Genomic DNA, 26019 nt, shown 5'->3' on the forward strand with positions numbered 1-26019 from the left:
CGACCTTTGGGTTATGAGCCCAACGAGCTACCACTGCTCCATCCCGCGATGTTTCTGTTTTGCGAGTGCAAAGTTAGTGCATGTTTTATTAAGATGCAAATAATATATGTGAAATAAGGTTAAAATGGTCTATGCGCTTGGACTTGTTATTGATAATCAGTTGGATATGTTGCCATCCGGTTTCGCGCTAATGACATGTGCGTCTTAATTTCCTCGTAATGTGAACAATACTGTATTTAGAATTGTCGTTTATATCAATAGGCCTTGAGGCGTGCTTATTCATTGGTCGCTTAAGGGCGTTGTACATAATATTGTCTATTATGAAAAAGTTATTATTGACTGCGATGCTTGCAGGAGCGGCATTCGTCGGTGTGGAGGCACAGAACACGATCTTCAACAATCCCGACAACGAGCCTTACGTTGGAGTACGTGCCATGTATAATCTGAAATGTCCGGGCGATCTGAAGATTGACGACGCCGGAAAGATGGGGTTGCTCGGCAAAGGATCAGGATTCGGTGTCGGTGTGATATACAATGTGCCCTTGTTCGCCAATCTTTACATTGAGCCGGGTGTTACGCTGTATTACAACACAGAGTCGATAAAGGCCGGTGCGATGGACGAGATGGTAGATACGGAAGGCGTGCCCTTTGATTTGAAGCATGCATCGATGCGAAAGTTCGGACTGCGGATACCTGTCATGTTCGGCTATCATTTCGATTTCACCCCGGATATAAAGGTGAGCGTGTATACCGGCCCGGAGCTTGATCTCGGCCTTTCCAATGACCAGTATATGACCATCGACGTTGTTGGCGAGCGCTTTCATGCGGCTCCTTCGGCCTATGGAGAGAATGCCATCATAGGCATGCATAGGTGTAATTGCAACTGGAAGTTTGGCGCGGGGGTGTCGTATGACCACTATTATCTCGGCATCGGTGGCGGCATTGGCATTCTCAACATGAGCGACATCAATTATACCACTCTATACGAGAATTATTTCGAAGTTTCCCTCGGCTATAACTTCTGACGCACCTCTTATAACCATTATTCAAGTACATACGACCATGTGCGATGCCGGACCTGTAGGTTGCGGCATCGCACATGGTCGTATATAGGCGTAAGTTTTTTCATATTATGTCAAGTCCGGAGAGGAATACAAGGAGGATAGCGGCCGGAGCCACATAGCGCAGGCAGAACGTGATGGTGCGGAGCAGTGGCGTGGAGATGCGCCCGGTGCCGGCAAGCTGTGAACGGAGTATGCGTCGGTCGACTATCCAGCCTGCGAAGATGGATATGAGCATGCCGCCGAGCGGAAGCATTATGTTGCTCGACAGATAGTCGAAAAGATTGAAGATGGTGAGCCCGCAGACGGTGAATCCAGAAAAGGCACCGAACGATAGTGCGCACAGAGTGCCGAGACTCATCGCTATGACGGTGTTGAGAAGTGTGGCGCGCCGGCGCGACATGCCAAGCTGTTCGCAGAAGAAAGCTATGCATATCTCGCTCATGGAGATGGTCGAGGTGAGTGATGCGAGGAACAGCAGGAAGAAGAACAGTATGGCCCATATGGGGCCTCCGGGCATCTGGTGGAATATGGATGGCAACACTTCGAACACGAGCTTGGGGCCTGCGGCCGGCTCGCATCCGTAGGTGAACACTGCGGGGAAGATTATAATGCCGGCAAGAATGGCCACGAGGGTGTCGAGCGAGGCCGTGGTGACGGCGCTTTTCACCAACGGTGTAGAATCGGAGAAGTAGCTCGAATAGGTCATGAGTGTGCCCAGTCCGAGGGAGAGAGAGAAGAACGCTTGTCCGAGCGCACCGATCAGCATTGATGAATCGACCTTGGTGAAGTCCGGACGGAATAGGAATCTCAATCCTTCGGCTGCCTCCGGCATGGTCAGGGAGTTGATGCAGAATATTATCAGGATGATGAACAGTACCGGCATGAGCACGTTGGATGCGCGCTCGATTCCTCCGCGCACTCCACGGAAGAGTATCACTGCGTTTATGGCGAGAAATATGAGCGTCCACATCACGGAGCGTGGGCCTGCTGCAAAGTTGTCGAAGGCGTCGTGCAGTTCACCGCCGGCAGATGCAGCGTCAAGAGTGCCCGTGAGCGCTTCCGCGAGGTATTCCATGGTCCATCCGGCCACCACCGAGTAGAACGACAGGATAAGGATGCTCGCGAGGATTCCCATGTAGCCTGTCCAGGCCCAGTAGCGTGACGAGTGGAGGGCGCGGAAGGCTCCGAATATGTTGCGGCGTGTGCCGCGTCCCATGATGAATTCGGCGCATATCACGGGGACGCCTATCAGGAATATGAATCCGATGTATATGAGCAGGAATGCTCCTCCACCGTGTGCTCCGGCCTCGTAGGGGAAGCGCCATATGTTGCCGAGTCCGACGGCCGATCCTACTGTTGTGGCTATCACGCCGAGACGTGTGCCGAACTGTGCACGCTGGTCTGTCATGTGTGTGTTGCTGGGTTCAGAGGAATGAGGCGATTAATATCAGTGCTATTATTGCCGGAGCCACGTAGCGTACGATGGCCTGTACGACGGGGTAGGCGCGTGAGGCTATGGCACCGTGGTTTGTAAGTTCGTTGCGCAGGTAACCTTTCGGTGCGAACCATCCTATGTAGACACAGGTGATTATGCTTGCTACTGGTAGCATGATGTTGGTGGCTACGGTGTCGAGCAGGCTGAAGATGTTGAGTCCTGCCACCTTTATCCATGACAGTGAGCCTTGCGACAGGGAGCAGATGGTGCTGAGCAGGAACAACGGGAGTATCACTGCGAGACAGGCCGTGGTGCGGCGCAGTCCGAAGCGGTCCTGCATGAAGGCTATCGATACCTCTGCGAGTGATATTGTCGACGTTAGTGCGGCCACCATCAGCAGCAGGAAGAAGAGCGACGACCATAGCTCGGTCAGCGGCATCTGGGCGAACACCTCCGGAAGGGTGACGAATACGAGCGTCGCTCCTTCGAGTCCTTCGCTGTCGAGTCCGAACGATTTTACCGCCGGGAAGATGATGAAGCCCATCATCACTGCCACAAGCATGTCGAGCAGAGAGACGGTGACAGCTGTGCGCGTCAGGCGCGTGTCTTTCGGGAAATAGCTTGAGTAGGTGATAAGAATGCCCATGCCGAGCGAGAGGGAGAAGAATGCTTGTCCGAGCGCGTTGACAACCACCGAGGCGTCGATCTTGCTGAAGTCGGGATGGAGGAAGAAGCGCAGCCCTTCAGCGGCCTCGGGGAATGTCATGGCCACGCAGGCGAAGGCGAGCAGCAGGGCGAAGAGCACAGGCATAAGCACGTTTGACATCTTCTCTATACCTTTCTGCACGCCCATAAGTAGTATGCCGAGGTTGATGGCGAGCATTATGTAGGTCATCACCAACGGACGCACGTCCTGAAGGATGTATTCTTCCATGCGTGTCTTGAACTGCACGTCGAGGGCCTCTATGCCGGTGTGTGCGGTAGCTTCGGTTACAGGGGCGTAGAGCGCTCCGGTGATTGACTGCCACATGTATTCGAGCGTCCATCCTGCCACCACCATATAGAACGATAGGATGAGGTAGCTCGCCAGTATGGCTATCGCTCCTCCTATCCACCACGATGAGCGTGGAGCGAGGCGCTTGAACACGCCCACGGCATCGGAGCGCTGTCCGCGTCCGAGCGAGAACTCGGCGAGCATCACGGGTATGCCGAGAAGGAACACGCATGCCATGTAAAGCAGCAGGAACGCGGCTCCTCCATTGGCTTGCGCTTCGGCTGGAAAGCGCCAAACGTTACCCAGCCCGACCGCGGAGCCTACGGTGGCTGCTATTAGTCCTATCTTGCTTCCGAATTGTGCCTTTGCGGCCATAAGGATTGAATTTTGTGGATAGATTGATAAAATCGGCTGCAAAGATAGGGATTATGCTATGAATTTTAATATTCGAGGGTGTTAAATAGTGTGATTTGTATCTATATGTGGCATATAAACAGAGGAGGTATGCCGTACACGGCATACCTCCTCTTATGATATGTTTAATGGGGTGGGAAATCAGATGTGATATTCGCGGAAAGCCTCCATGGCCTCATACGATGCAAGGCCGAGTGAGTCGTAGAGCTGCGCGGTGCCACGGTTGCGATCCTCCGCACGCTGCCAGAAAAGGCGCGAATCGTTGCCGAGGTAGGGTGCGCTCTCCATCTGTGAGGAGTGTTTGAGGATGGCGTTACGTTTCTGGAGCAGTTCTTCGGGGCTCATGGGCACGCACATCTCGATATCCTCGATTGGCCATTCTGCCCATGCTCCGCGATACATCCATACACGGCAATCGTTGAGCCAGCTTTCGCCGCGCTCTTTGGCCTGCGCGAGGGCTGCAAGGACAGCCTCCGTGCATTTGCGGTGTGTGCCGTGGGGATCGGCAAGATCTGCTGCCACGAAAATCTGGTGGGGTTTCACTTCGTCGATCAGTTTGGCTACAATGTCGACATCGGCCTGTGTCATCGGGAGCTTCTCTACACGACCGCTTTCATAGAATGGAAGGTCGAGGAAATGCACGCGCGACAGTGGGATGTTATTGAATGCTGAAGCCAGTCGTGCCTCGCCACGGCGTATCAGGCCCTTGATGGTGAGGACATCGCGGTTGTCCATCTCATTGGCTTTCTTTTCCTTGAGAAATTTCTTGATTTCCTGATATTTCGCAGGAATGACCCCGCCCATGGCATTGTTGTTTCCGAAGAGCTGGTTGAAACCGTTGATGAAGTGCATGAAGCGGGTCACCTCCTCGTCGTTTACGGCGATGTTGCCGGAGGTTTCGTACGCGATGTGCACTTCGTGGCCCTGACGCACGAGGCGGTTGATGGTGCCACCCATTGATATGACGTCGTCATCGGGATGGGGGGAGAACACAATCACGCGTTTGGGGAACGGAATGGCACGTTCGGGACGATGGGTGTCGTCGGCGTTGGGCTTTCCGCCGGGCCATCCGGTGATGGTGTGCTGGAGGTGATTGAACAGACGGATGTTGAGATCATAGGCCGAGCCGTATATGTCGGTCAGGACTTTAAGACCGGCTTCTTCATAGTCGGCATTGGTTATCTTTAGGATAGGTTTGTTGAGCTTCTGGCTGAGCCATACTGCTGCTGAGAATGCCAGACCGAGAGTCCATTGGTCTGGTGAGGTCGGACGGTTTTCCGGATTGAACCGTTCGGCCGATGTTATTTTTGAGGTCAGATTAAATTGCATGGTCTTTATAATGTTGTATATTATGCATTTTCTATTTGTTGGAAATATCTGTAGGTGCTTACCTTGAGTTCGTAGGTGGCCGCTTCGTCACATACGATGATAGCATGCGGGTGCATCTGAAGGGCGCTCACAGTCCATGCCTGCGTGACAGGCCCTTCGATAGCGGCCTGGAGCGCGCGTGCTTTTCCGTGTCCGTTGCAGAGGATCAATACCTCGCTGGCGTCCATCACAGTGCCGACACCGACGGTGAGGGCATGGAGGGGAACGTTCTCTGGATTGCCGCCGAAGAAGCGTGCGTTGGCGATGCGTGTATCATTGGTCAGGGTCTTTACCCGGGTGCGTGATGTGAGCGATGAGAATGGCTCGTTGAATGCGAGATGGCCGTCAGGACCTATGCCGCCGAGAAACAGGTCGATTCCGCCGAAGTTCTTTATGGCTGCTTCATATGCTGCGCATTCGGCCTCGAGATCGGGCGCGTTGCCATTGAGTATATGGATGTTTCCGGCCGGGATGTCAATGTGGTCGAAAAGGTTGCGGTGCATGAAAGAATGATAGCTTTCGGGATGGTCCTCAGGCAGCCCGACATATTCGTCCATATTGAAGGTGACGACATTCTTGAATGACACTCGTCCTTCTTTTACGGCTTTTACGAGCTGTTCGTACATGCCTATGGGCGAGCTTCCTGTAGGCAGACCGAGGACGAATGGATGCTCCGGGGTGGGGCACGCCTCGTTTATACGCTTGATTACATGCTCGGCTGCCGCACGCGACAGTTCGTCGTAGTTTTCTTTTATGATTACTCGCATAATGAATTTGAGATATGTGGTTAAGTTTGTTTTGTTGTCTGTTTAGTTTACTCCTATCTCGTCGATGAATACGAGTGGACGGGCTGTAGCGCTATAGTCGTAGTGCCATGTCGGAAGAAGTGGCGACGATGTGATTGTCAAGCGCACTTTCTCTGCCGTTACAGGCTCGAATGATGCATGATGCTTCACTACGTCGACATACGGCTGGCTGGAGGAACGGTCGGGAATCTTTTCTGAGGCCACTTCTTTCCATGCCGTCTTGCCATTGGCACCGACAGCGAGAACCTCCACTTTGAAAGCGGTGCCGTCGGTTATCCAGGAGTACTGGTCTATGCAGGAGTTGAAAGAAAGTCCACTGATTTTTGTTGGAGCGGGCAGTGTAACCGTGATTTTAGGATCGCAGTTGGCAAATCCTACCCAATGTCCGGTCTGGAAGGACTTTCCACCGATCTGGCCGTCGGTCAGTGTCGCCGGTCCGGCTGGAGCGTGATGCTTCTGGTAGGGATTTGATAGCTCTACTGTTCCGAAAGTGGCTGGATTGATGTTGACGGAATCGGAACGCAATCTTCCCGGTTTGCCCTTGAATATGGTGTTCGACTTTATGACAGATGTCTTGTCGAGTTTTATCGGGGCGGTGTAGGGCTTGGCTGTGGCTGAGGGTTTGCCGTCGGATGTCAGTGGATCGGTGCCGTCGGTGGTGTAGTAAATGTCTGCTCCGCCTATCGACGACAGGGTAGCTGTGATGCTCTTGGTCGCCGGATCTGATACGAGGGTCGCGTCGACGTCCGCCATGTGGCGTGCGTAATTGTAGCCGCGTGTGTCATAGAGACGCCACAGGGCGGGCATACGGTCGGAGAAACCGGCATAATCACGCATGTCTTGCGGTGTCCATCCTACTTCGGCAAGGGCTGCCATACGCGGAAGCTCCATGTACTCTACCTTGGGATAATTGTCTATATATTCTGTCCAGAGGTTTACCTGCGGGCCGACCACGAGTTTGCTCTGTTCCGGTGTGAGATCGGCAGTTGGGTCGAGGCTGTAGGTTTTCTTGACAGGCACATAACCTCCTATGGCTTCCGGCTCAATGTCTATGTCGGTCGACTGGTAATAGTCGAGGTAGCAGAAGTTGTTGGGCGTGAGGATTACGTTGTGGCCTTTCTGTGCACCTTCGATGGCGCCGTCACGGCCTCTCCACGACATTATTATGGCGTCCTGTGGAATGTCGCCTTCGAGTATCTCGTCCCATCCGATGGCACGTCGTCCGCGTGCTGCCAGGGTCTCGAATGCGTGGGTGGTGATCATGCCTTGCAGGCGATCCTCTGCCGAGAAGCGTCCCTTGGGCTTTATGCCGAGCTCGGCAATACGTTTCTGGCATTTGGGGCACTCTTTCCAGCGTACCTTGGGGCATTCGTCACCTCCGATATGGATGTATTTCGAGGGGAAGATGTCCATCACCTCGTTGAGCACGTCATCAAGGAATATCAAGGTCGAGTCGTTGCCGGCGCACAGCACTTCCGGCGATACTCCCCATTGTCCCCATACGGCATACGGGCCTCCGGTGCAACCAAGATTAGGATAAGCCGTGAGGGCGGCCAGCATGTGTCCGGGGAGATCGATCTCGGGAATCACATTTATGTGGCGCTTGGCCGCGTATTCCACGATATCTTGTGCCTGTTCCTTGGTGAAGTAACCGTCGACAGGCTTGTTGTCGTATTTCCCGGAATTATGGCCTATGACGGTCGAGTCGCGGTGTGAGCCGACTTTTGTCAATAGTGGATATTTCTCAATCTCCAGGCGCCATCCCTGGTCGTCGGTGATATGCCAGTGGAAGGTGTTAAGGTTGTGGAGTGCCATCATGTCGAGGAAGCTCTTCACGTTATCTTCGGTGAAAGGATGGCGTGACACGTCAAAATGTGCTCCTCGATATGCAAAACGTGGAGCGTCGGTAACCGTGACGGTCGGGAGAACGGGGCTCTCGCCTTCCGGAGCGGTATAGGCAGCCTTTCTCAGCGTCTGCACGCCGTAGAACACGCCGGCAGGGGATGCACCGTCTATGACGATACGCTCGGGCTGCACGTCGATGCTGTAAGCCTCGGGATTGTCTGATTTAAGTGTGCACTGCAGCACGATTTCTCCGGGATTCATCCATGCCTTCTTTATCCCCGGAATCTCGGACAGATATTCGCGAAGCATATCCATCTCGTTGGCGAGAGAGTCGGGAGCGACGATTTTTGCGTTGGAATACAATGAAAACCCGTCGGATGTCGCCGGAGTGGAGATGGACGAGGGAAGAGGTATGACATCGAAGCTGCCGTTGGGCACGCCTGAACCGGTACATGACGTTCCTATATATAATAAGGAAGCATGTAGAATTTTGGAAAGTTTGTTCATGGCTACGAATTGGGATTTGGTAGTCTTTGAAATTTGTTTGTTGATTGGTATGCGCAAATGTACGCTAATTTTTTTAATCATTCAATAGAAAAGCATGCGATAATTCGGTATTTTAAAAATTTTTAAAAATCTATAGGTCGCTTTGTGAAATTAACCGCTTTAACATAATTTTGCTCGTAGGATGGCGTTTTTTTAGTAACTTGCGCCGCTGAAACCGAGGAGCGCACTTGCGTTCCTGATGTGGGTATATGATTTTCCCATGAAAAAACTGCAACATAGTTAATTATATGAATTCGAAGAAGTCTCCTATCACTTGGATTCCTACGGCATATTTCGCCATGGGCCTTCCATTTGTCGTTTTGAACATGGTCGCTGTGCTGATGTACACCGACCTCGGGGTTGACACTGAAACCATCACATTTTGGACCTCACTCATCCTTATGCCCTGGACGTTCAAGTTCCTGTGGAGTCCTTTCATGGAAATCTTCGGCACCAAGAAAGTCTATGTGGTAACCACTCAGATTGTATCCGGAGCGGCTTTCGGATGTGTGGCGCTTGCGCTCGGTTTCTCCAATTTCTTTGCTGTCACCATCGCGCTTCTTGCCGTTGTGGCATTTTCCGGTGCGACACATGATGTGGCCTGCGACGGTGTATATATGGGTGAACTTTCTTCATCGCAGCAGTCGAAATACATAGGATGGCAAGGCGCGTTCTATAATATTGCAAAGATCGTAGGTACCGGCCTGCTCGTGTATCTTGCCGGCGCGCTGTTCAAGTCGTTCGGTGGCTCCGGCTCCGAGGCGACAGCTGTCAATCATGCCGCCAACCAGAAGTCATGGATGATAGTGATGCTTATAATAAGCGCTACGATGATACTGATAGGCATCTACCACATATTCTTCCTGCCTTCCTCTGCCAAGTCGGCAAAAAACGTGAAGCGTAGCGGCTCCGAGGTGATGCATGAGCTTGGAAGCGTGCTGATGCAGTTCTTCGGCAAGCGTCATATATGGTATTATATAGCGTTCATTATCCTCTATCGTTTTGCGGAAGGGTTTGTGGTGAAAATAGTGCCCATATTCCTTAAGGATGGCGTGGATGTCGGCGGCCTCGGCCTCAGCAACGAGCAGATAGGTCTTTACTACGGAACATGCGGTGCTGCGACTTTCGTGCTCGGCTCGCTTCTTGCCGGATACTATATCTCCGCACGCGGTCTTAAAAAGACGCTTTTCTCACTGGCGCTCATTTTCAATCTTCCGTTTGTCGTCTACACGCTGTTTGCGATATTCCAGCCCTCCAACGGCTTGCTGATCGCTACCGGCATAGGCCTGGAGTATTTCGGCTACGGGTTCGGCTTTGTCGGCCTTACGCTATTCATGATGCAGCAGGTCGCTCCCGGCAAGCACCAGATGGCCCACTATGCATTCGCTTCAGGTATAATGAATTTCGGCGTGATGCTTCCGGGAATGCTTAGCGGCTTCGTGCTCAACAAGCTCGGCGGCTATGAGAATTTCTTCATTTTTGTGCTGGTGGCAACTATAGTCCCTCTGCTCATCACATGGTTTGTGCCGTTTAAGTACAACGACGACGGGACTCCCATAGCCGGTGCTGTCGAGGAGTCCTTGACGGATGAAGAGGGGACTCTCCCGCCGTCGGTATGATTCTATGAACCTAATTTACTGCTACATATCTTACATTAGTATTTATTGAAATCCTATTTACAGTGAAACAGAACAATCTTTTCCCTTGGCAGGACCGTCCTGCCGGCTGCAACGAAGTCATGTGGCGCAAGAGCGACAATCCTGTCATCGACCGCTATTCCATACCTACCTCCAACAGTATATTTAACAGTGCCGTCGTGCCTTTCGGTGAAGGTTATGCCGGGGTGTTCCGTTGCGACAACCGTGCGGTGCAGATGAATATATTTGCCGGACGTAGCGCGGACGGGGTGCACTGGGACATCGAGCATGAGCCTATTCATTTCGAAGGAAACAAAGAGAGTGACTATAAATATGATCCACGCGTGACCCGTATCGGCGACCGTTTCTGGATCACATGGTGTAACGGATATCACGGCCCCACGATCGGCATAGGATACACTGACGACTTCAAGACATTCGTACAGTGTGAGAACGCTTTCCTGCCGTTCAACCGCAACGGTGTGCTCTTCCCCGAAAAGATCAACGGCAAATATGCCATGCTCAGCCGTCCGAGCGACAACGGCCACACTCCTTTCGGCGACATATGGCTTAGCTATAGCCCCGACATGGTTTACTGGGGCGAGCATCGCCACGTCATGTCGCCTTCGCGTTTCGAGGACAGCGCATGGCAGTGCACCAAGGTCGGTGCGGGAGCCGTGCCTATCCGTACGTCTGAGGGATGGCTTGTGTTCTACCATGGAGTGATCACCACCTGCAACGGCTTCCGTTACTCCATGGGTGCTGCATTGCTCGACCTTGAGGATCCTTCCAAGGTGATAGCGCGCACTCAACCCTATCTGTTGGCTCCCGCAGCCCTCTACGAAATGACCGGCGATGTGCCTAATGTGGTATTCCCCTGCTCGGCGCTTACCGACGGCGACCGTGTGGCCGTGTACTACGGCGCTGCCGACACTTCGGTATGCCTTGCTTTCGGCTACATTTCCGAGATTATCGAATTCATCAAACGCAATTCTTTATGATAGGCCGTTTCCGTGCTCCGGTTATTGCCGGGGTGCTTATTGTCTCAGGAACGCTTGCGTCCGGGGCAGCCAAGAAGTCGCAGGAGCCTGCGGGCGATCCGGTTGATTTTGTCAATCCGTTTATAGGCACTACCAATTTCGGCACCACCAATCCTGGTGCCGGGGTGCCAAATGGATTGATGCGCGTGACCCCTTTCAATGTCATGGGTTCGGACAATAACCGCTACGACAAGGATGCACGCTGGTGGTCGACTCCCTATGATAATACCAACTCATTCTTCACCGGATTTGCCCATGGTGCATTGAGCGGGGTAGGGTGTCCTGATCTGGGCGCGCTCCTGCTCACCGCTACCGCAGGCAAGCTCGATGTCGACTACCACAACTACGGTACTGCTTATTCCGATGAACAGGCTTCGCCGGGTTGGTATTCTGTGAATCTCGATGCTTACGGAATCACTGCGGAGACTACAGCTACCACGCGCACGGCACGCACGCGCTTCACTTTCCCGGCCGGCGAGGGCAATATCCTTTTGAATCTCGGTGAAGGTCTTACCAACGAGTCGGGTGCTACGGTGCGCCGTGTCAGCCCTACGGAGATTCGTGGCTCGAAGCTTCTCGGCACATTCTGTTATGTCGCCGACCAGGCTGTCTATCCTGTCTATTTTGTGATGCGCGTAAACCGCGTTCCCTCGAAGCAGGGTATGTGGAAGAAGCAGCGTCCCGGCGCCGAATGGGAGGCAGAGTGGAACAAGGACCAAGGGAAGTATAAGCTATATCCCGGCTATTCCAAGGTAATGTCGGGCGATGACATAGGTGTATGGTACAGCTACGACTCCCTAGCCGCCGGCGAGACCGTTGAGGTCTCGATGGCCATCTCCTACGTCAGCGAGGAGGGTGCGTTGCGAAATCTTGAAGCCGAGCAGCCCGAAGGTACTACCTTCGACTCCATCAAAGCCTCGGCGCGCAGTATGTGGAACGATGATCTTTCGCGCATATCTGTTGAAGGGGGCTCGCTGCGCGATAAGGTTGTTTTCTATACGGGTCTCTATCATGCGCTCATACACCCCAACATCCTTCAGGATGTCGACGGTGCGTACCCCGTGATGGAGAGCGACAGCATAGCCTATATGCCGGAGGGTCGCAACCGCTATACCGTGTTCTCACTATGGGACACTTACCGCAACCTGCATCAGCTGATGACTCTCGTCTATCCGGAACGGCAGGTCGACATGATCAACACCATGCTCGACATGTACCGTGAGCACGGATGGCTGCCGAAATGGGAACTGTATGGCCGCGAGACGCTTACCATGGAGGGAGATCCTTCCATACCTGTGGTCGCCGACTCGTATCTGCGCGGTCTGCGTGGATTCGATGCCGACCTTGCGTGGGAGGCCATGCTCAAAGGGGCCACTACCAAAGGCTCCGACAACCTTATGCGCCCGGATGCCGACGACTACTTCAGCCTCGGCTATGTACCTCTGCGTGAGCAATACGATAACTCCGTAAGCCATGCGCTTGAGTACTATACCGCCGACTATGCCCTCAGCCGCTTTGCTGCAGCTACAGGCAGGCCCGATTCTACGTTGTTTGCCGACCGTGCCCGTGGATGGACCCACTATTTCGACCCGGAGCTTGGAGTGCTCCGTCCGCGTCTGCCGGACGGTTCATTCCTCACCCCCTTCAATCCGCGTCAGGGCGAGAACTTCGAGCCTTCGCCCGGATTCCATGAAGGCAACTCTTGGAACTATTCCTTTGCCATGCCACACGATGTGGAAGGCATGATTAAGGCACATGGAGGGAAGAAGAAATTTGTAGAGAGGCTTCAGGCTGTGTTCGACAACGGTCTGTATGACCCCGCCAACGAACCTGACATAATTTATCCGTTCCTGTTCTCCCGAGTGAAGGGCGAGGAATGGCGCACGCATAAGCTCGTAGGCGAACTGCTTGACAAGTACTTCACCACTGCCCCCGATGGAATTCCCGGTAATGAGGACTGTGGTACCATGTCTGCCTGGGCCATATGGTCGATGATGGGCATGTACCCCGATACCCCCGGAGATCCGGCGTTCACTCTCACCGTCCCGCGTTTCGAAAAGATCACGGTGAAACTCGATCCGGAAGTATGGGGCAAGGAATCGCTTGAGATAAAACGTTCCAGAAGTGCCAAGGCCCATTCCGGCCGTATCTCCCACGACGAAATGCTACGTCGCTACGGACGATGACCTTTTGATTAAAGTATTTTCCGGAGAATGCCATGAGCATCTCTCCAACGGCCGACTGATGCCGACCGGGCGATGTGTCGATTTCGACGCATCGCCCTTTTTCATTCCGGGAACATGATTCACGAAAGTATGTAGGCAATCTCTAAGTCAAATCCCCTCGATTGTCAAGTGGATAGATTGTATAGTCTGATTTTTCGGATGATGAGTCGGCAGGTTATTAACCATCCCCGTTAACGTATTTTAACCATAAAAACTTTATTGGCATTACGCTAATTGCTAATTTTGCATTATAAAAATGTAAGTCAGTAAATACATAAGTCATTAACCGCTATTCTCTTTCAAGATATATTCTACCGGTATCGATAGGGATATAGGCGGTTTTTGAAGTGGTCAAGTATAGTTATTATTCATGAATTAATGTTTAACCTTAATATCTCCTCTCTAACCGCTATGCCGATTTGATGGCCGGTTGGCCTCGATTGGCGGTCTGTTCTCACGTCTCCCTCCCCTGTTTGTCTCCGGAATTCTTTTTTTGGAAGGTTCCGGGAGTCTATTGATGTTGATAATGTACCGTTGTGGCGGATTTGATAGCTTCCCGGTCGGGAATGGTGCTCATATCCGGAGCAATGGATATTATAAATGTAGTAGTTATTATTTATTTAATTCATCGTTAACCAGTGCCATGAATCTATGAATGTAGATTATGTAAAAGCAAGTTTATTGGCAGCTTCCGTCATAGCATGCGGACAGTTGCTGAGTGCCGCACCCTCCAACGCCCCCGAGCCTCAGGCCGCCACGGCTTCCGCCTCCGACGGAACTGCCACGGGCGTGGTTCTCGACGAGTCGGGAGAGCCGCTCATCGGCGTTTCTGTCTCGATAGAAGGAAAAGGTGCAGTCGGCGTTACCGACATGGACGGTCGCTTCTCAGTGAAGGCCAAGCCCGGTCAGACGCTAAAGTTCACTTACGTGGGCCTTTCGCCCGAAACAATCAAGGTGCCTGCCGGCGGACAGCCGGTCACCGTCACCATGAAAGAGGACTCCAAGCAGCTCTCCGAGGTAGTAGTGACCGCCCTCGGCATAAAACGCGCCACCAAGTCGCTTACCTACAATGTCCAGGAAGTGAAGGCTGATGAACTTACTACCGTAAAGGATGCAAACTTCATCAACTCCCTTAGTGGTAAAGTGGCGGGTCTTAACATCAACGCCTCTTCGGCAGGCCCCGGTGCCTCGGCCAAGGTGGTGCTTCGTGGTTCAAAATCACTTTCAGGCAACAACAATGCCCTCTACGTGATTGATGGTATACCCATGCCGTCCCTCGGAAGTCTTGAGCAGCCGAATGACACCTTTACCGGTATGGGGCAGTCAGGTGACGGGGCTTCGATGCTCAACCCCGAGGATATCGAGTCGATGTCGGTGCTTTCAGGTGCTGCAGCATCTGCTCTATACGGTAGCCAGGCCTCCAATGGTGTCATCCTTATCACAACAAAGAAAGGTTCTGACAAGGGCCTGCGTGTCACCTACAGCAACTCGACACAGTTCTACCGAGCATTGGCTACTCCCGAGTTTCAGAACACTTACGGCGCCGCTACGGGTGAGTTCGCAAGCTGGGGCGAGAAGCTCAACACTCCTTCCGACTATGATCCGGTCGATTTCTTCCAGACCGGCTACAACGAAACCAACGCTATCACGGTTTCGACCGGCAATGAAAAGAGCCAGACATTCCTTTCGCTTGCCGCTACCAACGCCGAGGGCATCATCAAGAATAACACTCTCGACCGTTACAACTTCACCGTACGCAACTCGACCTATCTGATTCAGGACAAACTGCGCCTTGATGTAAACGCATCGTACATGAATGTACGCGAGCAGAACATGACAGCTCAGGGACAGTATTTCAACCCGCTGGTGGCTACTTACCTTATGTCGCCCGGTTATGGTCTCGATCCCTACAAGAACTACGAGCGCTACGATGCATCACGCGGATTCAAGGTTCAGTATTGGCCTTGGGGCAACCAAGGTCTCGGTATGCAGAACCCTTACTGGATCACAAACCGCGACAAATTCATCAACCACAAGAACCGCTACATGATCACAGCAGGTCTTTACTGGGACAATGTGCTCAATGTAAAAGGTCTGAATATCTCCGGACGAGCCAAGGTCGACGGTACCGATGCAATCTACGAAAAGAAGTATGCCGCCACTACCGACGCCATCTTCGCAAATGAGTTCGGTGGTTACTATAAGAGCGATGGAAATTTGCGCCAGATTTACGCTGACATCATGGCCAAGTATGACCGCTCGTTCGATTTTCTCAACCTGACTGCCGTTGTGGGCGCGTCGATTGAGGATACGCGTTACCGCATGTCGGGAATCGGTGGCTCGCTCAATTCTGTAGCCAACAAGTTCACTCTCCTTAATCTTGACTACACCACAGCTAAGCCGGAGCAGGAAACAAAGCGCATGCAGAACCAGGCCGTGTTCGGCACACTGTCGCTCGGATTCTGGAACAAGGTTTACCTTGACGTTACTGAGCGTATAGAATGGGACTCCAATCTCGGTGGCGCCAATACCGACCACTATAGCTATCCATCTGTTGGTTTGACCGGTATTCTTACCGACATATTCCCCGTTATCAAGAACGATGTGCTCTCCTTCCTCAAGATTCGCGGTGCATATTCCGAGGTTGGTAACACTATCAATGCGTTCATCGCCAACCAGACCTATCCGTTTGAACTCGGTTCACCCACACCGTCAACTACAATGCCCAACAGCGACCTTGAGCCGGAACGTACAAAAGCTTGGGAGGTCGGCCTTGAAGCTCGTCTGTGGATGGATAAGATCCGGTTCAACATGTCGCTCTACAAGACCTCTACATTCAATCAGGTATTCAAGGTGCCCCTCTCGTCGGGATCGGGCTATAGTGCTGTTTATGCCAACGGGGGTCAGGTCGACAATAAGGGAATAGAGCTTTCGCTCGGCATCAACCAGCCTCTCGGCCCTGTGGAGTGGACATCCACATTCACCTACTCGCTCAACCGCAACAAAGTCAAGAAACTGCTTCGCCCAACCACTCTCGCCAATGGCCTCTCCATCTCGCAGGACGTGTATGATGTGCTCGGACTCGGCAATGTGAAGAGCCGTCTGATGGAGGGTGGCTCTGTGGGTGACCTTTATGTGACTGTCCTGAAGCGTGATGTACATGGCAATGTTATTGTCGACTATATGGACAATACCGTTTATAAGGACGAAACTGCCGGTCCTAAAGGCGACGGTTGGGTATATGCCGGTAATGCCGAGCCTAAATATACAATGGGCTGGCGCAATGATTTCCATTGGAAAGGTTTCAGTCTAGGATTCCTTATCAATGCCCGTATTGGAGGCCGTTGCGTGTCGATGACTCAGGCTTATATGGATGCCTACGGTACTTCCAAGACTTCCGCTGTCGCACGCGACAACAATGGCGTGATGATAAACGGCAACAAGATGCCGAATGTAAAGAAGTACATTCAGTTTGTAGGTAACAACATCGGTGAGAATTACGTTTATTCTGCTACCAATGTTCGTCTCGGTGAACTTAACTTCGGCTATGACATCCCCGTCAACAAGTGGGTCAATTGGATTCAAGGTGTCAACGTGTCGTTCATCGGCCGTAATCTTTTCTTCTTCTACAAGAAGGCGCCCTTCGATCCCGAGTCGACCGGTTCTACAGCCATGGGTATGAACGGCATGGACTACTTTATGATTCCCTCCATGCGTCAGCTCGGTTTCTCAGTTAAAGTTTCCTTCTAATCCCTTCACACAGCAATTTATAATATGAAAAATAAAGTTTTTTCCGCAGTCCTTTGCAGTGTGTTGGCCGGAGGCGTTTTCAGCTCCTGCACCGACTCATTCGAGTCATGGAACACTAATCCCAATGAGGTGACTCCCGAGGAGATGATGTATGACAACCTCGCTACCGGCTCAAATTATGCCACCATGCAGCGCGGTGTCTACACCGTCGGCAAGGACAACGGCGGTACATATCAGATAACCCAGATGCTTACCGGCGATATTTTTGCTGGTTACTTCGCAGACCTGAAGGGTACATACAATATCGGTAACCTTCACCTCGACCACTATGTGATGCAGGACCACTGGTACAACATGCCTTTCAACCTGGCCTACACCCGTATCATGGAGCCTTACCGTCAGCTCTGTACCTATGCCGACGAAAACTCCGTCGACCGTGCGATGGCTACCGTAGTGCGCGTATTCGGCATGCATCGTATAACCGACAAGTACGGCCCGATCATTTACTCGAAGTATGGTAACGACATGCAGACAGGTTACGACTCGCAGAAGGATATCTACACCTCCTTCTTCTCCGAACTCGACCATGCCATCGATGTGCTCGGTACATATGTCGATCAGAATCCCGGCAAAACATATATGGCCCGCTATGACAACATATATTCAGGTGATGTAAGCCGTTGGGTCAAGTTCGCCAACACCCTGCGTCTGCGTCTCGCAATGCGTGTAAGCTATGTCGACAAGGCTCTCGCCACCAGCGAGGCAACTGCTGCTATCGATGAGCCTCACGGACTTATGAGTTCGGTCGCCGACGATGCCACTTTGCATCAAGGTAATGGCCTGTCTTTCTCTAACTCGCTTTGGGAGGTTACTCAGTCATGGGCCGATCTTGGTATGAGCGCTACAGCCGATTGTTACCTTAACGGCTACAATGATCCCCGTCTCGAAAAGTACTATACCAAAAACGGCGACGGTGTCTATCGCGGCGCTCGCAACGGTGTGGTGAATCCCCAGTCTGCACTCCTTAAGACTAAGGTTTCTGCCGCTAATTTCGCTCAAGGCAGCGACCAGCCCTGGATGAAGCATGCTGAGGCTTACTTCCTTCAGGCCGAGGCCAAGCTTCGTCTTGGTGTAGGCAGCGGTGATGTAAAGTCTCTCTACGAGCAGGGAGTACGTGCCTCGTTCTCAAGCGCAGGCCTTTCCGACGCCGATTCCTATCTCAATAGCGATGCTCTTCCGTTGGAGTCGTGGGTGAATCCTCAAGGTGACCGCAGCGTCAACGTTTCTTCGATGCTCTCCCAGGTATCGCCTAAATTCGATGATACCGCTTCCGACGAAAAGAAGCTCGAACAGATTATCACACAGAAGTGGATTGCGCTTTATCCCGACGGGATGGAGGCTTGGAGTGAGATCCGTCGTACCGGTTATCCCGGCTGGGTGCGGATCGACAGCTACTCCAACACCAATGAGGTCAGCAATAACGACATAATTCGTCGTCTGCGCTTCCCCTCTACCGAGTATTCCAACAATGGTGCCAATGTCAACGAGGCCATACGCATGCTCGGTGGTTCCGATATCGCCGGTACTCGCCTTTGGTGGGATGCTAAATAATTATTCAGTAAACATATTCTGAAAATACAATGAAATCATATAAATTCATTATTCCCGTTCTTGCTCTCGGTGCTTTTGTCGCATCTTGTGATACCGATATCGAGACAATACATGAGCAAGGGGATTATGTGGTGGATCCGACTCAGGTTTCTGAGCTCTACTACCAGAATCTCCGAGAATATAAGGCTACCGACCATGAGATTGCTTTCGGATGGTTCTCCAAATATGGCGGTGCATCTTCGATGGCTCTCCGTTTTGCCGGACTGCCCGACTCAATCGACCTTGTGTCGCTGTGGGGCGGCATTCCCACTGATCCTATTGATATGGCCGAGATGCGCATGTGCCAGCAGAAGAAGGGCATAAAGTTCATGCCGGTGTCAATCTGCCGTATCAACAAGATTGACAACCAGACACCGTTCAAGCAGCATTGGCTTGAGATTTTGGCCCAGAACGAGGCCGGCACTCTTACCGGTGACGCATTTGAGGAGGCCAAGCATGAGGTGATGCGTGAGTTCGGACTTCACAATGTCGATGAGGTGTTCCTCAACGATCTTGACGGCTATGATATAGACTTCGAGCCGGAAGGCGACCCTGTGCGGGGCGAACTGTTCTACACCATGCTTGACGAAATGGCCAAATATCTCGGACCGAATCCCAACATCACAAAGGAAGAGCGTTATGCCCTTATCGAGGAGCGCTACGGTACTGCTGTGGCTCAGAAGCCGGGGAGCTGCGATAAGTTCCTCTGTATCGATGCATATGGTCAGGATCCGGGCGCGGCACATTGTGCGCCATTGATCAACTACTTCCTCTCGCAGTCATACCATGGTATGATTTCCCGAAATGGATATCCTCAGGAGAAAGTCGTACATTGCGTATCTATCGGAGAGGGATGGAATGTTGATCCGGCTACCGGCTCCACTCCTCAGGTGGGTGATTTCAACACCAAGACCGGCCTTATGTATGACTATGCCCGTTGGAAACCTGCAGGTGGCAAGAAAGGCGGATTCGGTGGATTCATCATGAATGATGATTACAACGTATGCAACCTTAATCCCTATCCTTACGCCCGTTTCCGCGACTGCATACAGATTTGTAATCCTGCAATATATTAATTGAACCAAGAATATGAAACCATATAAATTCTTTTCAATAATCGGCGCTCTCGCTCTCACCGCAGGATTCACATCCTGTAGCGATGATGACGAAGTGTATACTCCCGGTTTCGAGGGAATCGAGGGGCAGGTCGTTCTTGCTCCAACGGTAAATGAGTCTTACAAGTTTATAAAGATTCCTACCGGCGATGTCAAGACCCCAAATCTTGTATGGAGTGTTGCTCCACGTTCACGTGTTCGTGCCGGCGAGGAACTTAAGATGAAGTTTTTGATTGACAATTCTTTGATTGATGAATACAATAGTCTGAATTCTACAGACTATGTTGCCCTGCCTGACGGTATTGCGACTCTCGTCAATGATGAGCCGAGCATTGCTGTTGGAAACACTTCCTCTGAGGTACCTGTTACAATCCAGCTGACTGATGACAAACAGCTGCTTTCCGGTCTCAGTACCGACAAGACTTATCTCCTTCCGGTACGTCTTGCCGGTGTTATTCAAGGCTCTGCGCGTATTGCTGTAAGTTCATCCAACATATCTTACGTCACATTTAATGTGTCTGAAGAGATGCTCAACGCGAATGGCAATCCAACCGGAACTATCGTGCCGGTAGCTGATCGTGCCGGTTGGTCAGGTACTCCCGGTGATGGTGCTGAAGAATGGAAGGGAGATAATGCGTGGAATAATCCTATTATGGAAACTGGAAGTTACAATTTTGGCAACTATCCGACTGGTTCAACCGTTACAATCAATCTTGGCAAAGAGTATTCTTTTGATGGAATTTATTCCTATCCGTACTACGGACAGTCTGTTTATGCCATATTCCGTCCTGATACGGAAATCCTTATCGGTTCAGACGGTGAGTCTTGGACATCTCTTGGCAAGATGAGCCGTTACCAGACTACGATAGCGTTTTATGCACCTGTGACCGCCCAGTATATAAAGTTCATTCTTGGCCCCGGCGAACAGACCGCTACTACTGCTTTCTCGATATATGCTCTTTAATGCCGGAATAAGTCTACCGACCTTAAAAATCATCAAAAATGAAATTTAAATATATATCATATCTCGCGATAGGGGCAATGGCTGCTCTTACCGCATGCACCCACGAGGGCGACGATTTTGGCGACCGTGTATTGTTTACGGGCACCGAGACATCACCTGTGGTGAAGTTTCTCTGCGACGGACTGTCAAGCACCGCTCTGACTGTGACCTCGACAGCAAAGGCTACTACCGATGTGCATATCACTGTAAAAGCAGCACCCGAATTGCTCGATGCTTACAATAAGAAGTACAATCGTGCGTTCGTGGCTCCTGCCTCCAACATGTATCAGCTTGATAATACCGATCTTGTTATAAAGGCCGGTTCCAATATGTCATCGCAGGTGAAGATAACATCAAACAGTGAGGATCTTGAGGAGGGTGTAGGTTACATGCTTCCTATTACGATTACTTCCGTCAGCGGTGACGGACTTGGTGTTATCGAGGATTCGCGAACAGCTTATGTGCAGTTCACCAAGGTCATCACTATCAAGGCCGGATTCTTGAATGGCGGCTCTTCTTATGAGATTCCCGGATTCAAATGCACTGATGCCAGCGATCCTCTCAGCAGCCCTGTCGCCGCACTCGGTCAGATGACTATAGAGATGAAGGTGCTCCCGCTGAGGTTCGGAACCAATCCTAATCAGGCAAGCGGTATCTCTACTCTTTGCGGTAATGAAGAGAATTTCTTATTCCGATTTGGTGACGGTGGCGGTCAGCCCACCAACCAGCTGGAACTTGTGAAAGGTTGCATCGGCACTGACCCGAACCCTGACAAGAAAGAGCACTATGCCGACCCCAACATCCACATGGGTACGTTCGACACAGGCCATTGGATTCATTTCGCAGCTGTATATGATGGTACTATGCTTCGTGTTTACCGCGACTGTGAGCAGATTGCCGCCATCGAGACAGCCGGCGGACAGATTAACCTTTCCACCGCCTACAACGGTTCATCCGGCTGGTATGACACATTCACTATCGGTTCTTCGTGCCATAGCCGATTCTTCAACGGTTATGTGAGCGAGTGCCGTGTATGGAGTGTGCCCCGTTCGGTAGCGGAATTGGAGAATGGTCTCTGCTATGTGGATCCCACTTCGGAAGGACTTATCGCATGCTGGCGTTTCGACGGCGAGACCAATGCCGATGGCTCTATACGTGACGTGACCGGTCATGGCTATGATGCCACGATGCTTACCGGTAGCGCTACTTGGGCCGAAGGCCAGAAGTGCCCCTATTGATCCCATGATAGTACATCTGTTAAATGAATGAAGAGTTCTCCTCTGCTCCTTTATTGTTTCAGGTCGGCGCCAAATATGCCGGCTTGTCATTGTCGACAATAATTCTCCCTCTCCAATCTATTTGATCAAACGTCGGGGCATGGAACTTCCCTCACTTCCGGGAGGCCCGTGTCCCGCTTTTTTCCTGATTGCTTCGTTATCCAACAATCCATAATCTCTTTCTCCTACAATTAACATGAAATTTCTTATCCCCGCCATATCATCGATTCTCATTCCTTGCGCCATGTCGGCCGCCACGTATCATCATGAGTTCGGAACCATCGCTGAGGATGGCGGTGTGGTATCGCATACTTTCACTCTTTCCTCCGGCGATAAGCCGATATCCGTGGTCAATGCCTTCCCCGGCTGTCCGTGCGTTACCGTCGATTACCCCCGACGTCTGGTCAAGGGGGGTGAACCGTTGAAAATCCTTCTCAAATACGACCCGGAGCGACAGAAAGGGCATTTCACCAAATCGGTGTATCTAAGGCTCAGTGGCGGACGGCGCGACACTCTTGTTGTTACCGGCACTGTAAAGAGGTTGCGCCCGCGTGTTGATCCGTCCCGATATCCTAATGAGTTCGGGTTAGGGCTGTGTCTCGACCGGGAATTCATTGACTTCGGTACAATGCGTAGGGGCACTGCCAAGACATTGACCATTCCGATGGCCAATTCATATCAGATAGGCATGGCGCTCGACCTTCGTCCCCAGGGACGCGACTCCTCGATGCTATCCATACCTTTTGGCCTGAAAATCGGGCCTGAATCATTGTCGCAGTTCAAGGTGTCGCTATCCATTCCGGGCGATGCGCCGGAAGGTACTCCCCGTTGCCATATCCGACCGGTAATACATGGCGTCGAGGTCGATTCGATTCCTGTAAGGGTGAGGATCATACGCTGATTTTATGCTAATTTCACATCCGGAATCATTATTTGCCTTGAATGATTTAATTATTTGACGGAAACTTGCTAAATTTGTGCTGACTTAGGAAAGTATTCCTTTCAGTCTTGTACCAAACATATAATCAGACCTTATTGCATGAAAAAAATAATTTTGGCCTTGACGCTCGCCGCCGCCGTGGGCATGCCTTCTATCCATGCCCGCACGGAAAAAGGCGCGTATCTCGATCCGAAGCTCCCGGTGGAGCAGCGTGTCGACGATTTGCTTTCACGTATGACTGTCGAGGAAAAGGTCGGACAGCTTCTTTGTCCACTCGGTTGGGAAATGTATGAAATCACCGGCCCGGAGTCGGTCGAGGTCTCGCAGAAATTCCGTGATCTGGTCAAAGAGACAGGCGCAGGCATGCTGTGGGCCACATACCGTGCCGATCCATGGACCCGCAAGACACTTGATAACGGTCTGACACCCGAACAGGCTGCCCGTGCAGGGAATGCCATTCAGAAATATGTCATTGAAAACACCCGTTTCGGAATCCCCGTATTTCTTGCCGAGGAAGCCCCCCACGGCCATATGGCCATAGGCACTACGGTGTTCCCTACAGGACTCGGCATGGCTGCTACGTGGAATCCGCAGCTCATACGTTCCGTAGGCGAGGTGATTGGCCGCGAAGTGCGCAGCCAGGGCGGCCATATCAGCTACGGTCCTGTGCTCGACCTCACGCGTGACCCCCGGTGGAGTCGTGTCGAGGAGACTTTCGGCGAGGATCCGCTTCTTGCCGGACGCATAGGTGGCGGAATGATTGCCGGCCTCGGTGGTGGAGACTTGTCGAAGCCAAACTCCACCATCGCCACTCTTAAGCATTTCCTCGCCTATGCGGTGCCCGAAGGTGGGCAAAACGGAAACTATTCCGTTGTCGGCAAGCGTGACCTTCTCCAGAACTTCCTACCCCCGTTTAAAGAGGCCGTTGATTCCGGTGCATTGTCGATAATGAGTTCATATAACTCCATCGACGGCATCCCGTGTACGTCCAATAAAGAGATTCTTTACGACATTACCACCGACTGGGGATTCAATGGCTTCGTGGTGTCGGATCTTTACTCAATAGAGGGTATCCATGAGACCCACCATGTGGCTCCTACCATGGAGGATGCCGCTGTCATGGCGTTGAATGCCGGTCTTGACGTGGATCTCGGCGGTGACGCTTTCCGCAACCTTGTGTCGGCAGCGCGTTCCGGCAAGCTCGATGAAGGTGCTCTCGATCGTGCTGTAGGACGCGTGCTTAAACTGAAGTTCGATATGGGGCTTTTCGAGAATCCATACGTCGATCCCAAGAAGGCACGCCGTGTCGGTGATTTCCGCTCGGGCGAGGTGGCACGGGATGTCGCCCGCCAGTCAATCACGCTTCTTAAGAATGACGGAGGAGTGCTCCCTCTCAAAGTTACACCTCGATTGAAGATCGCACTTGTCGGGCCTAATGCCGACAACGCCTACAATATGCTCGGCGACTATACGGCTCCGCAACCGGAAGGTCGCGTGGTGACCGTGCTCGACGGATTGCGACGCATGAATCCCGGCGTGGAGATAGAATATGTGAAGGGGTGCGCCGTGCGCGATACCCTCACTGCCGACATAGATGCGGCCGTCAATGCCGCCCGGCAGGCCGATGTGGTGATAGCCGTGGTCGGAGGTAGCTCGGCACGCGACTTCAAGACTTCCTACAAGGAGACCGGGGCTGCCGTGGTGGATGCCGCTACAGTGAGCGACATGGAGAGCGGTGAGGGTTTCGACCGCGAATCTCTTTCCCTCCTCGGGCGGCAGCTTGATCTGCTTAAGGCTGTCAAGGCCACAGGCAAGCCACTTGTGGTGGTATATATCGAAGGTCGTCCGCTCGACAAGGAGTGGGCCGCTGAAAATGCCGATGCCCTACTGACCGCATATTATCCCGGACAACAGGGCGGCAATGCCATCGCGGAAGTGATTTACGGAATGTATAATCCCGCAGGTCGGCTTCCGGTCACCACTCCGCGTTCCGTAGGTCAGATTCCGTTATACTACAACCGTAAGGCTCCTAAGCTTCATGACTATGTAGACGGTTCTGCCACTCCACGTTATCCTTTCGGCCACGGATTGAGCTATACTTCGTTCGGGTACTCCGGACTTTCCGTCACCTCTGCGTCCGACGGTTCGGTTGATGTCGGGCTTACTGTCACCAACACCGGCGACAGTGACGGAGAGGAGGTCGTGCAGCTGTATTTACATCCTGAGTATGCCTCTACTGTACAGCCCATGATGCGTCTTGCCGATTTTCGCCGTGTCGCGATTCCCAAAGGTGAATCACGTGAGGTGCATTTCACCCTGCCGCAGTCGGCTTTCGAGATTATCGGTCCGGACTATAGGCCGATGCTCCAGAAGGGTAATTGGGACGTGATGGTGGGCGCATCATCCGCCGACATCCGCCTGAGCGCCACGCATGCTCTCTGATGTGGATCAATAATCAGGGCATGCTTGCGTACACGTATTGATAAGAAAATCTTTAATCTGTTTTATTTTCAATAGTTAGTCTGAATGTCACAAACCAGGGGGCGCGTCATCGTGATTGATGGTGCGTCTCCGCCTTTTTTTGCAATTAGCCCAATTAGTCCCATTGGTTCAATTAGACTAATTAGTCGAATTGGAGGTTGTTTAAAAACAAAAGTGAAATACCGGGTTCGCAGATTTGCGATGGATTTCGCCTTGCGGATTCAGGAGCATAGTGGGCTATGCGACTGAATCAAAAGGTGAAAGGCATCCAAAGATGCGAAACCAAGGGTATTCTAATTTCACCATGGATAGACTATATTTTAACATCCTGAAATAATCGGAAACGGAAATTACCTTTCTACTGCCGGATTTTTGTGAAATCGCATTCGCGTCTCAGTCACATAGCCCACTATGCTCCTTCGTCTTAAA

At 51.9% G+C, this 26019-nt stretch carries 15 protein-coding genes and 1 pseudogene; 11 read left to right on the plus strand and 5 right to left on the minus strand.

Annotation, left to right across the window (positions count from 1 at the left end; all coding sequences use genetic code 11):
* The first annotated feature begins 320 nt into the window (after window positions 1-320).
* Window positions 321-1025, plus strand: coding sequence for an outer membrane beta-barrel protein (locus tag QZ303_RS06435; RefSeq protein WP_295730771.1), 705 nt, complete (start codon window positions 321-323; stop codon window positions 1023-1025).
* 100 nt (window positions 1026-1125) lie between these two features.
* Here the strand turns inward: QZ303_RS06435 and QZ303_RS06440 are convergent, their stop codons facing one another.
* The 5 genes and pseudogenes from QZ303_RS06440 to QZ303_RS06460 form a co-directional block, all read right to left on the minus strand.
* Entirely contained in the window at window positions 1126-2472 is a 1347-nt protein-coding gene (locus QZ303_RS06440; protein ID WP_295730773.1) for a sodium-dependent transporter, read from the minus strand.
* Between the two features lie 16 nt (window positions 2473-2488).
* Window positions 2489-3868: a sodium-dependent transporter gene (locus QZ303_RS06445; RefSeq protein ID WP_295730776.1), complete on the minus strand. Its 1380-nt coding sequence runs from the start codon at window positions 3866-3868 to the stop codon at window positions 2489-2491.
* Between the two features lie 180 nt (window positions 3869-4048).
* A pseudogene (locus tag QZ303_RS06450) lies at window positions 4049-5161 on the minus strand (PIG-L family deacetylase); the annotation flags it as partial.
* A 95-nt stretch (window positions 5162-5256) separates the two neighbouring features.
* The gene (nagB, locus tag QZ303_RS06455) at window positions 5257-6042 is read right to left on the minus strand and encodes a glucosamine-6-phosphate deaminase (protein WP_295730778.1); all 786 of its coding nucleotides are present in this window, start codon (window positions 6040-6042) and stop codon (window positions 5257-5259) included.
* 42 nt (window positions 6043-6084) lie between these two features.
* On the minus strand, window positions 6085-8433 hold the full coding sequence (locus QZ303_RS06460; protein ID WP_295730781.1) for a family 20 glycosylhydrolase: 2349 nt from the start codon (window positions 8431-8433) through the stop codon (window positions 6085-6087).
* Window positions 8434-8720: 287 nt separating this feature from the next.
* Between QZ303_RS06460 and QZ303_RS06465 the strand changes: the two genes are divergently transcribed.
* The 10 genes from QZ303_RS06465 to QZ303_RS06510 all read left to right on the plus strand — a co-directional run bounded on the left by QZ303_RS06465 (window position 8721) and on the right by QZ303_RS06510 (window position 25551).
* Window positions 8721-10091, plus strand: a complete 1371-nt coding sequence (locus QZ303_RS06465) for an MFS transporter (protein ID WP_295730783.1) — start codon at window positions 8721-8723, stop codon at window positions 10089-10091.
* Window positions 10092-10153: 62 nt separating this feature from the next.
* The gene (locus QZ303_RS06470; RefSeq protein ID WP_295730786.1) at window positions 10154-11110 is read left to right on the plus strand and encodes a glycoside hydrolase family 130 protein; all 957 of its coding nucleotides are present in this window, start codon (window positions 10154-10156) and stop codon (window positions 11108-11110) included.
* Complete coding sequence (locus QZ303_RS06475; protein WP_295730788.1) at window positions 11107-13335, plus strand: GH92 family glycosyl hydrolase; 2229 nt, start codon at window positions 11107-11109, stop codon at window positions 13333-13335. The genes QZ303_RS06470 and QZ303_RS06475 overlap by 4 nt, the downstream gene beginning before the upstream one ends.
* Before the next feature lie 690 nt (window positions 13336-14025).
* Complete coding sequence (locus QZ303_RS06480) at window positions 14026-17124, plus strand: SusC/RagA family TonB-linked outer membrane protein (RefSeq protein ID WP_295730789.1); 3099 nt, start codon at window positions 14026-14028, stop codon at window positions 17122-17124.
* Window positions 17125-17148: 24 nt separating this feature from the next.
* Window positions 17149-18735 carry a SusD/RagB family nutrient-binding outer membrane lipoprotein gene (locus QZ303_RS06485; RefSeq protein ID WP_295730792.1) on the plus strand — a complete coding sequence of 529 codons (1587 nt, stop codon included), beginning with the start codon at window positions 17149-17151 and terminating at the stop codon, window positions 18733-18735.
* Window positions 18736-18764: 29 nt separating this feature from the next.
* Window positions 18765-19850, plus strand: a complete 1086-nt coding sequence (locus tag QZ303_RS06490) for a glycoside hydrolase family 18 (protein ID WP_295730795.1) — start codon at window positions 18765-18767, stop codon at window positions 19848-19850.
* A 13-nt stretch (window positions 19851-19863) separates the two neighbouring features.
* Window positions 19864-20853, plus strand: a complete 990-nt coding sequence (locus QZ303_RS06495; protein ID WP_295730799.1) for a DUF1735 domain-containing protein — start codon at window positions 19864-19866, stop codon at window positions 20851-20853.
* A gap of 38 nt (window positions 20854-20891) precedes the next feature.
* Complete coding sequence (locus tag QZ303_RS06500) at window positions 20892-22130, plus strand: DUF1735 domain-containing protein (RefSeq protein WP_295730800.1); 1239 nt, start codon at window positions 20892-20894, stop codon at window positions 22128-22130.
* Between the two features lie 235 nt (window positions 22131-22365).
* On the plus strand, window positions 22366-23070 hold the full coding sequence (locus QZ303_RS06505; protein ID WP_295730802.1) for a DUF1573 domain-containing protein: 705 nt from the start codon (window positions 22366-22368) through the stop codon (window positions 23068-23070).
* Window positions 23071-23253: 183 nt separating this feature from the next.
* Complete coding sequence (locus QZ303_RS06510) at window positions 23254-25551, plus strand: glycoside hydrolase family 3 N-terminal domain-containing protein (protein WP_295730848.1); 2298 nt, start codon at window positions 23254-23256, stop codon at window positions 25549-25551.
* Window positions 25552-26019: the final 468 nt, after the last annotated feature.

The sequence above is a fragment of the uncultured Muribaculum sp. genome (genome assembly GCF_910583865.1).
Lineage (GTDB): Bacteria > Bacteroidota > Bacteroidia > Bacteroidales > Muribaculaceae > Muribaculum.

What these genes read in the sequence shown, in the direction of transcription:
- QZ303_RS06500 (WP_295730800.1), top strand. Translation starts at nt 20,892, where the DNA reads ATGAAATTTAAATATATATCATATCTCGCGATAGGGGCAATGGCTGCT.
- QZ303_RS06445 (WP_295730776.1), bottom strand. Translation starts at nt 3,868, where the DNA reads ATGGCCGCAAAGGCACAATTCGGAAGCAAGATAGGACTAATAGCAGCC.
- QZ303_RS06505 (WP_295730802.1), top strand. Translation starts at nt 22,366, where the DNA reads ATGAAATTTCTTATCCCCGCCATATCATCGATTCTCATTCCTTGCGCC.
- QZ303_RS06460 (WP_295730781.1), bottom strand. Translation starts at nt 8,433, where the DNA reads ATGAACAAACTTTCCAAAATTCTACATGCTTCCTTATTATATATAGGA.
- QZ303_RS06510 (WP_295730848.1), top strand. Translation starts at nt 23,254, where the DNA reads ATGCCTTCTATCCATGCCCGCACGGAAAAAGGCGCGTATCTCGATCCG.
- QZ303_RS06480 (WP_295730789.1), top strand. Translation starts at nt 14,026, where the DNA reads ATGAATGTAGATTATGTAAAAGCAAGTTTATTGGCAGCTTCCGTCATA.
- QZ303_RS06485 (WP_295730792.1), top strand. Translation starts at nt 17,149, where the DNA reads ATGAAAAATAAAGTTTTTTCCGCAGTCCTTTGCAGTGTGTTGGCCGGA.
- QZ303_RS06490 (WP_295730795.1), top strand. Translation starts at nt 18,765, where the DNA reads ATGAAATCATATAAATTCATTATTCCCGTTCTTGCTCTCGGTGCTTTT.
- QZ303_RS06465 (WP_295730783.1), top strand. Translation starts at nt 8,721, where the DNA reads ATGAATTCGAAGAAGTCTCCTATCACTTGGATTCCTACGGCATATTTC.
- nagB (WP_295730778.1), bottom strand. Translation starts at nt 6,042, where the DNA reads ATGCGAGTAATCATAAAAGAAAACTACGACGAACTGTCGCGTGCGGCA.
- QZ303_RS06440 (WP_295730773.1), bottom strand. Translation starts at nt 2,472, where the DNA reads ATGACAGACCAGCGTGCACAGTTCGGCACACGTCTCGGCGTGATAGCC.
- QZ303_RS06435 (WP_295730771.1), top strand. Translation starts at nt 321, where the DNA reads ATGAAAAAGTTATTATTGACTGCGATGCTTGCAGGAGCGGCATTCGTC.
- QZ303_RS06475 (WP_295730788.1), top strand. Translation starts at nt 11,107, where the DNA reads ATGATAGGCCGTTTCCGTGCTCCGGTTATTGCCGGGGTGCTTATTGTC.
- QZ303_RS06495 (WP_295730799.1), top strand. Translation starts at nt 19,864, where the DNA reads ATGAAACCATATAAATTCTTTTCAATAATCGGCGCTCTCGCTCTCACC.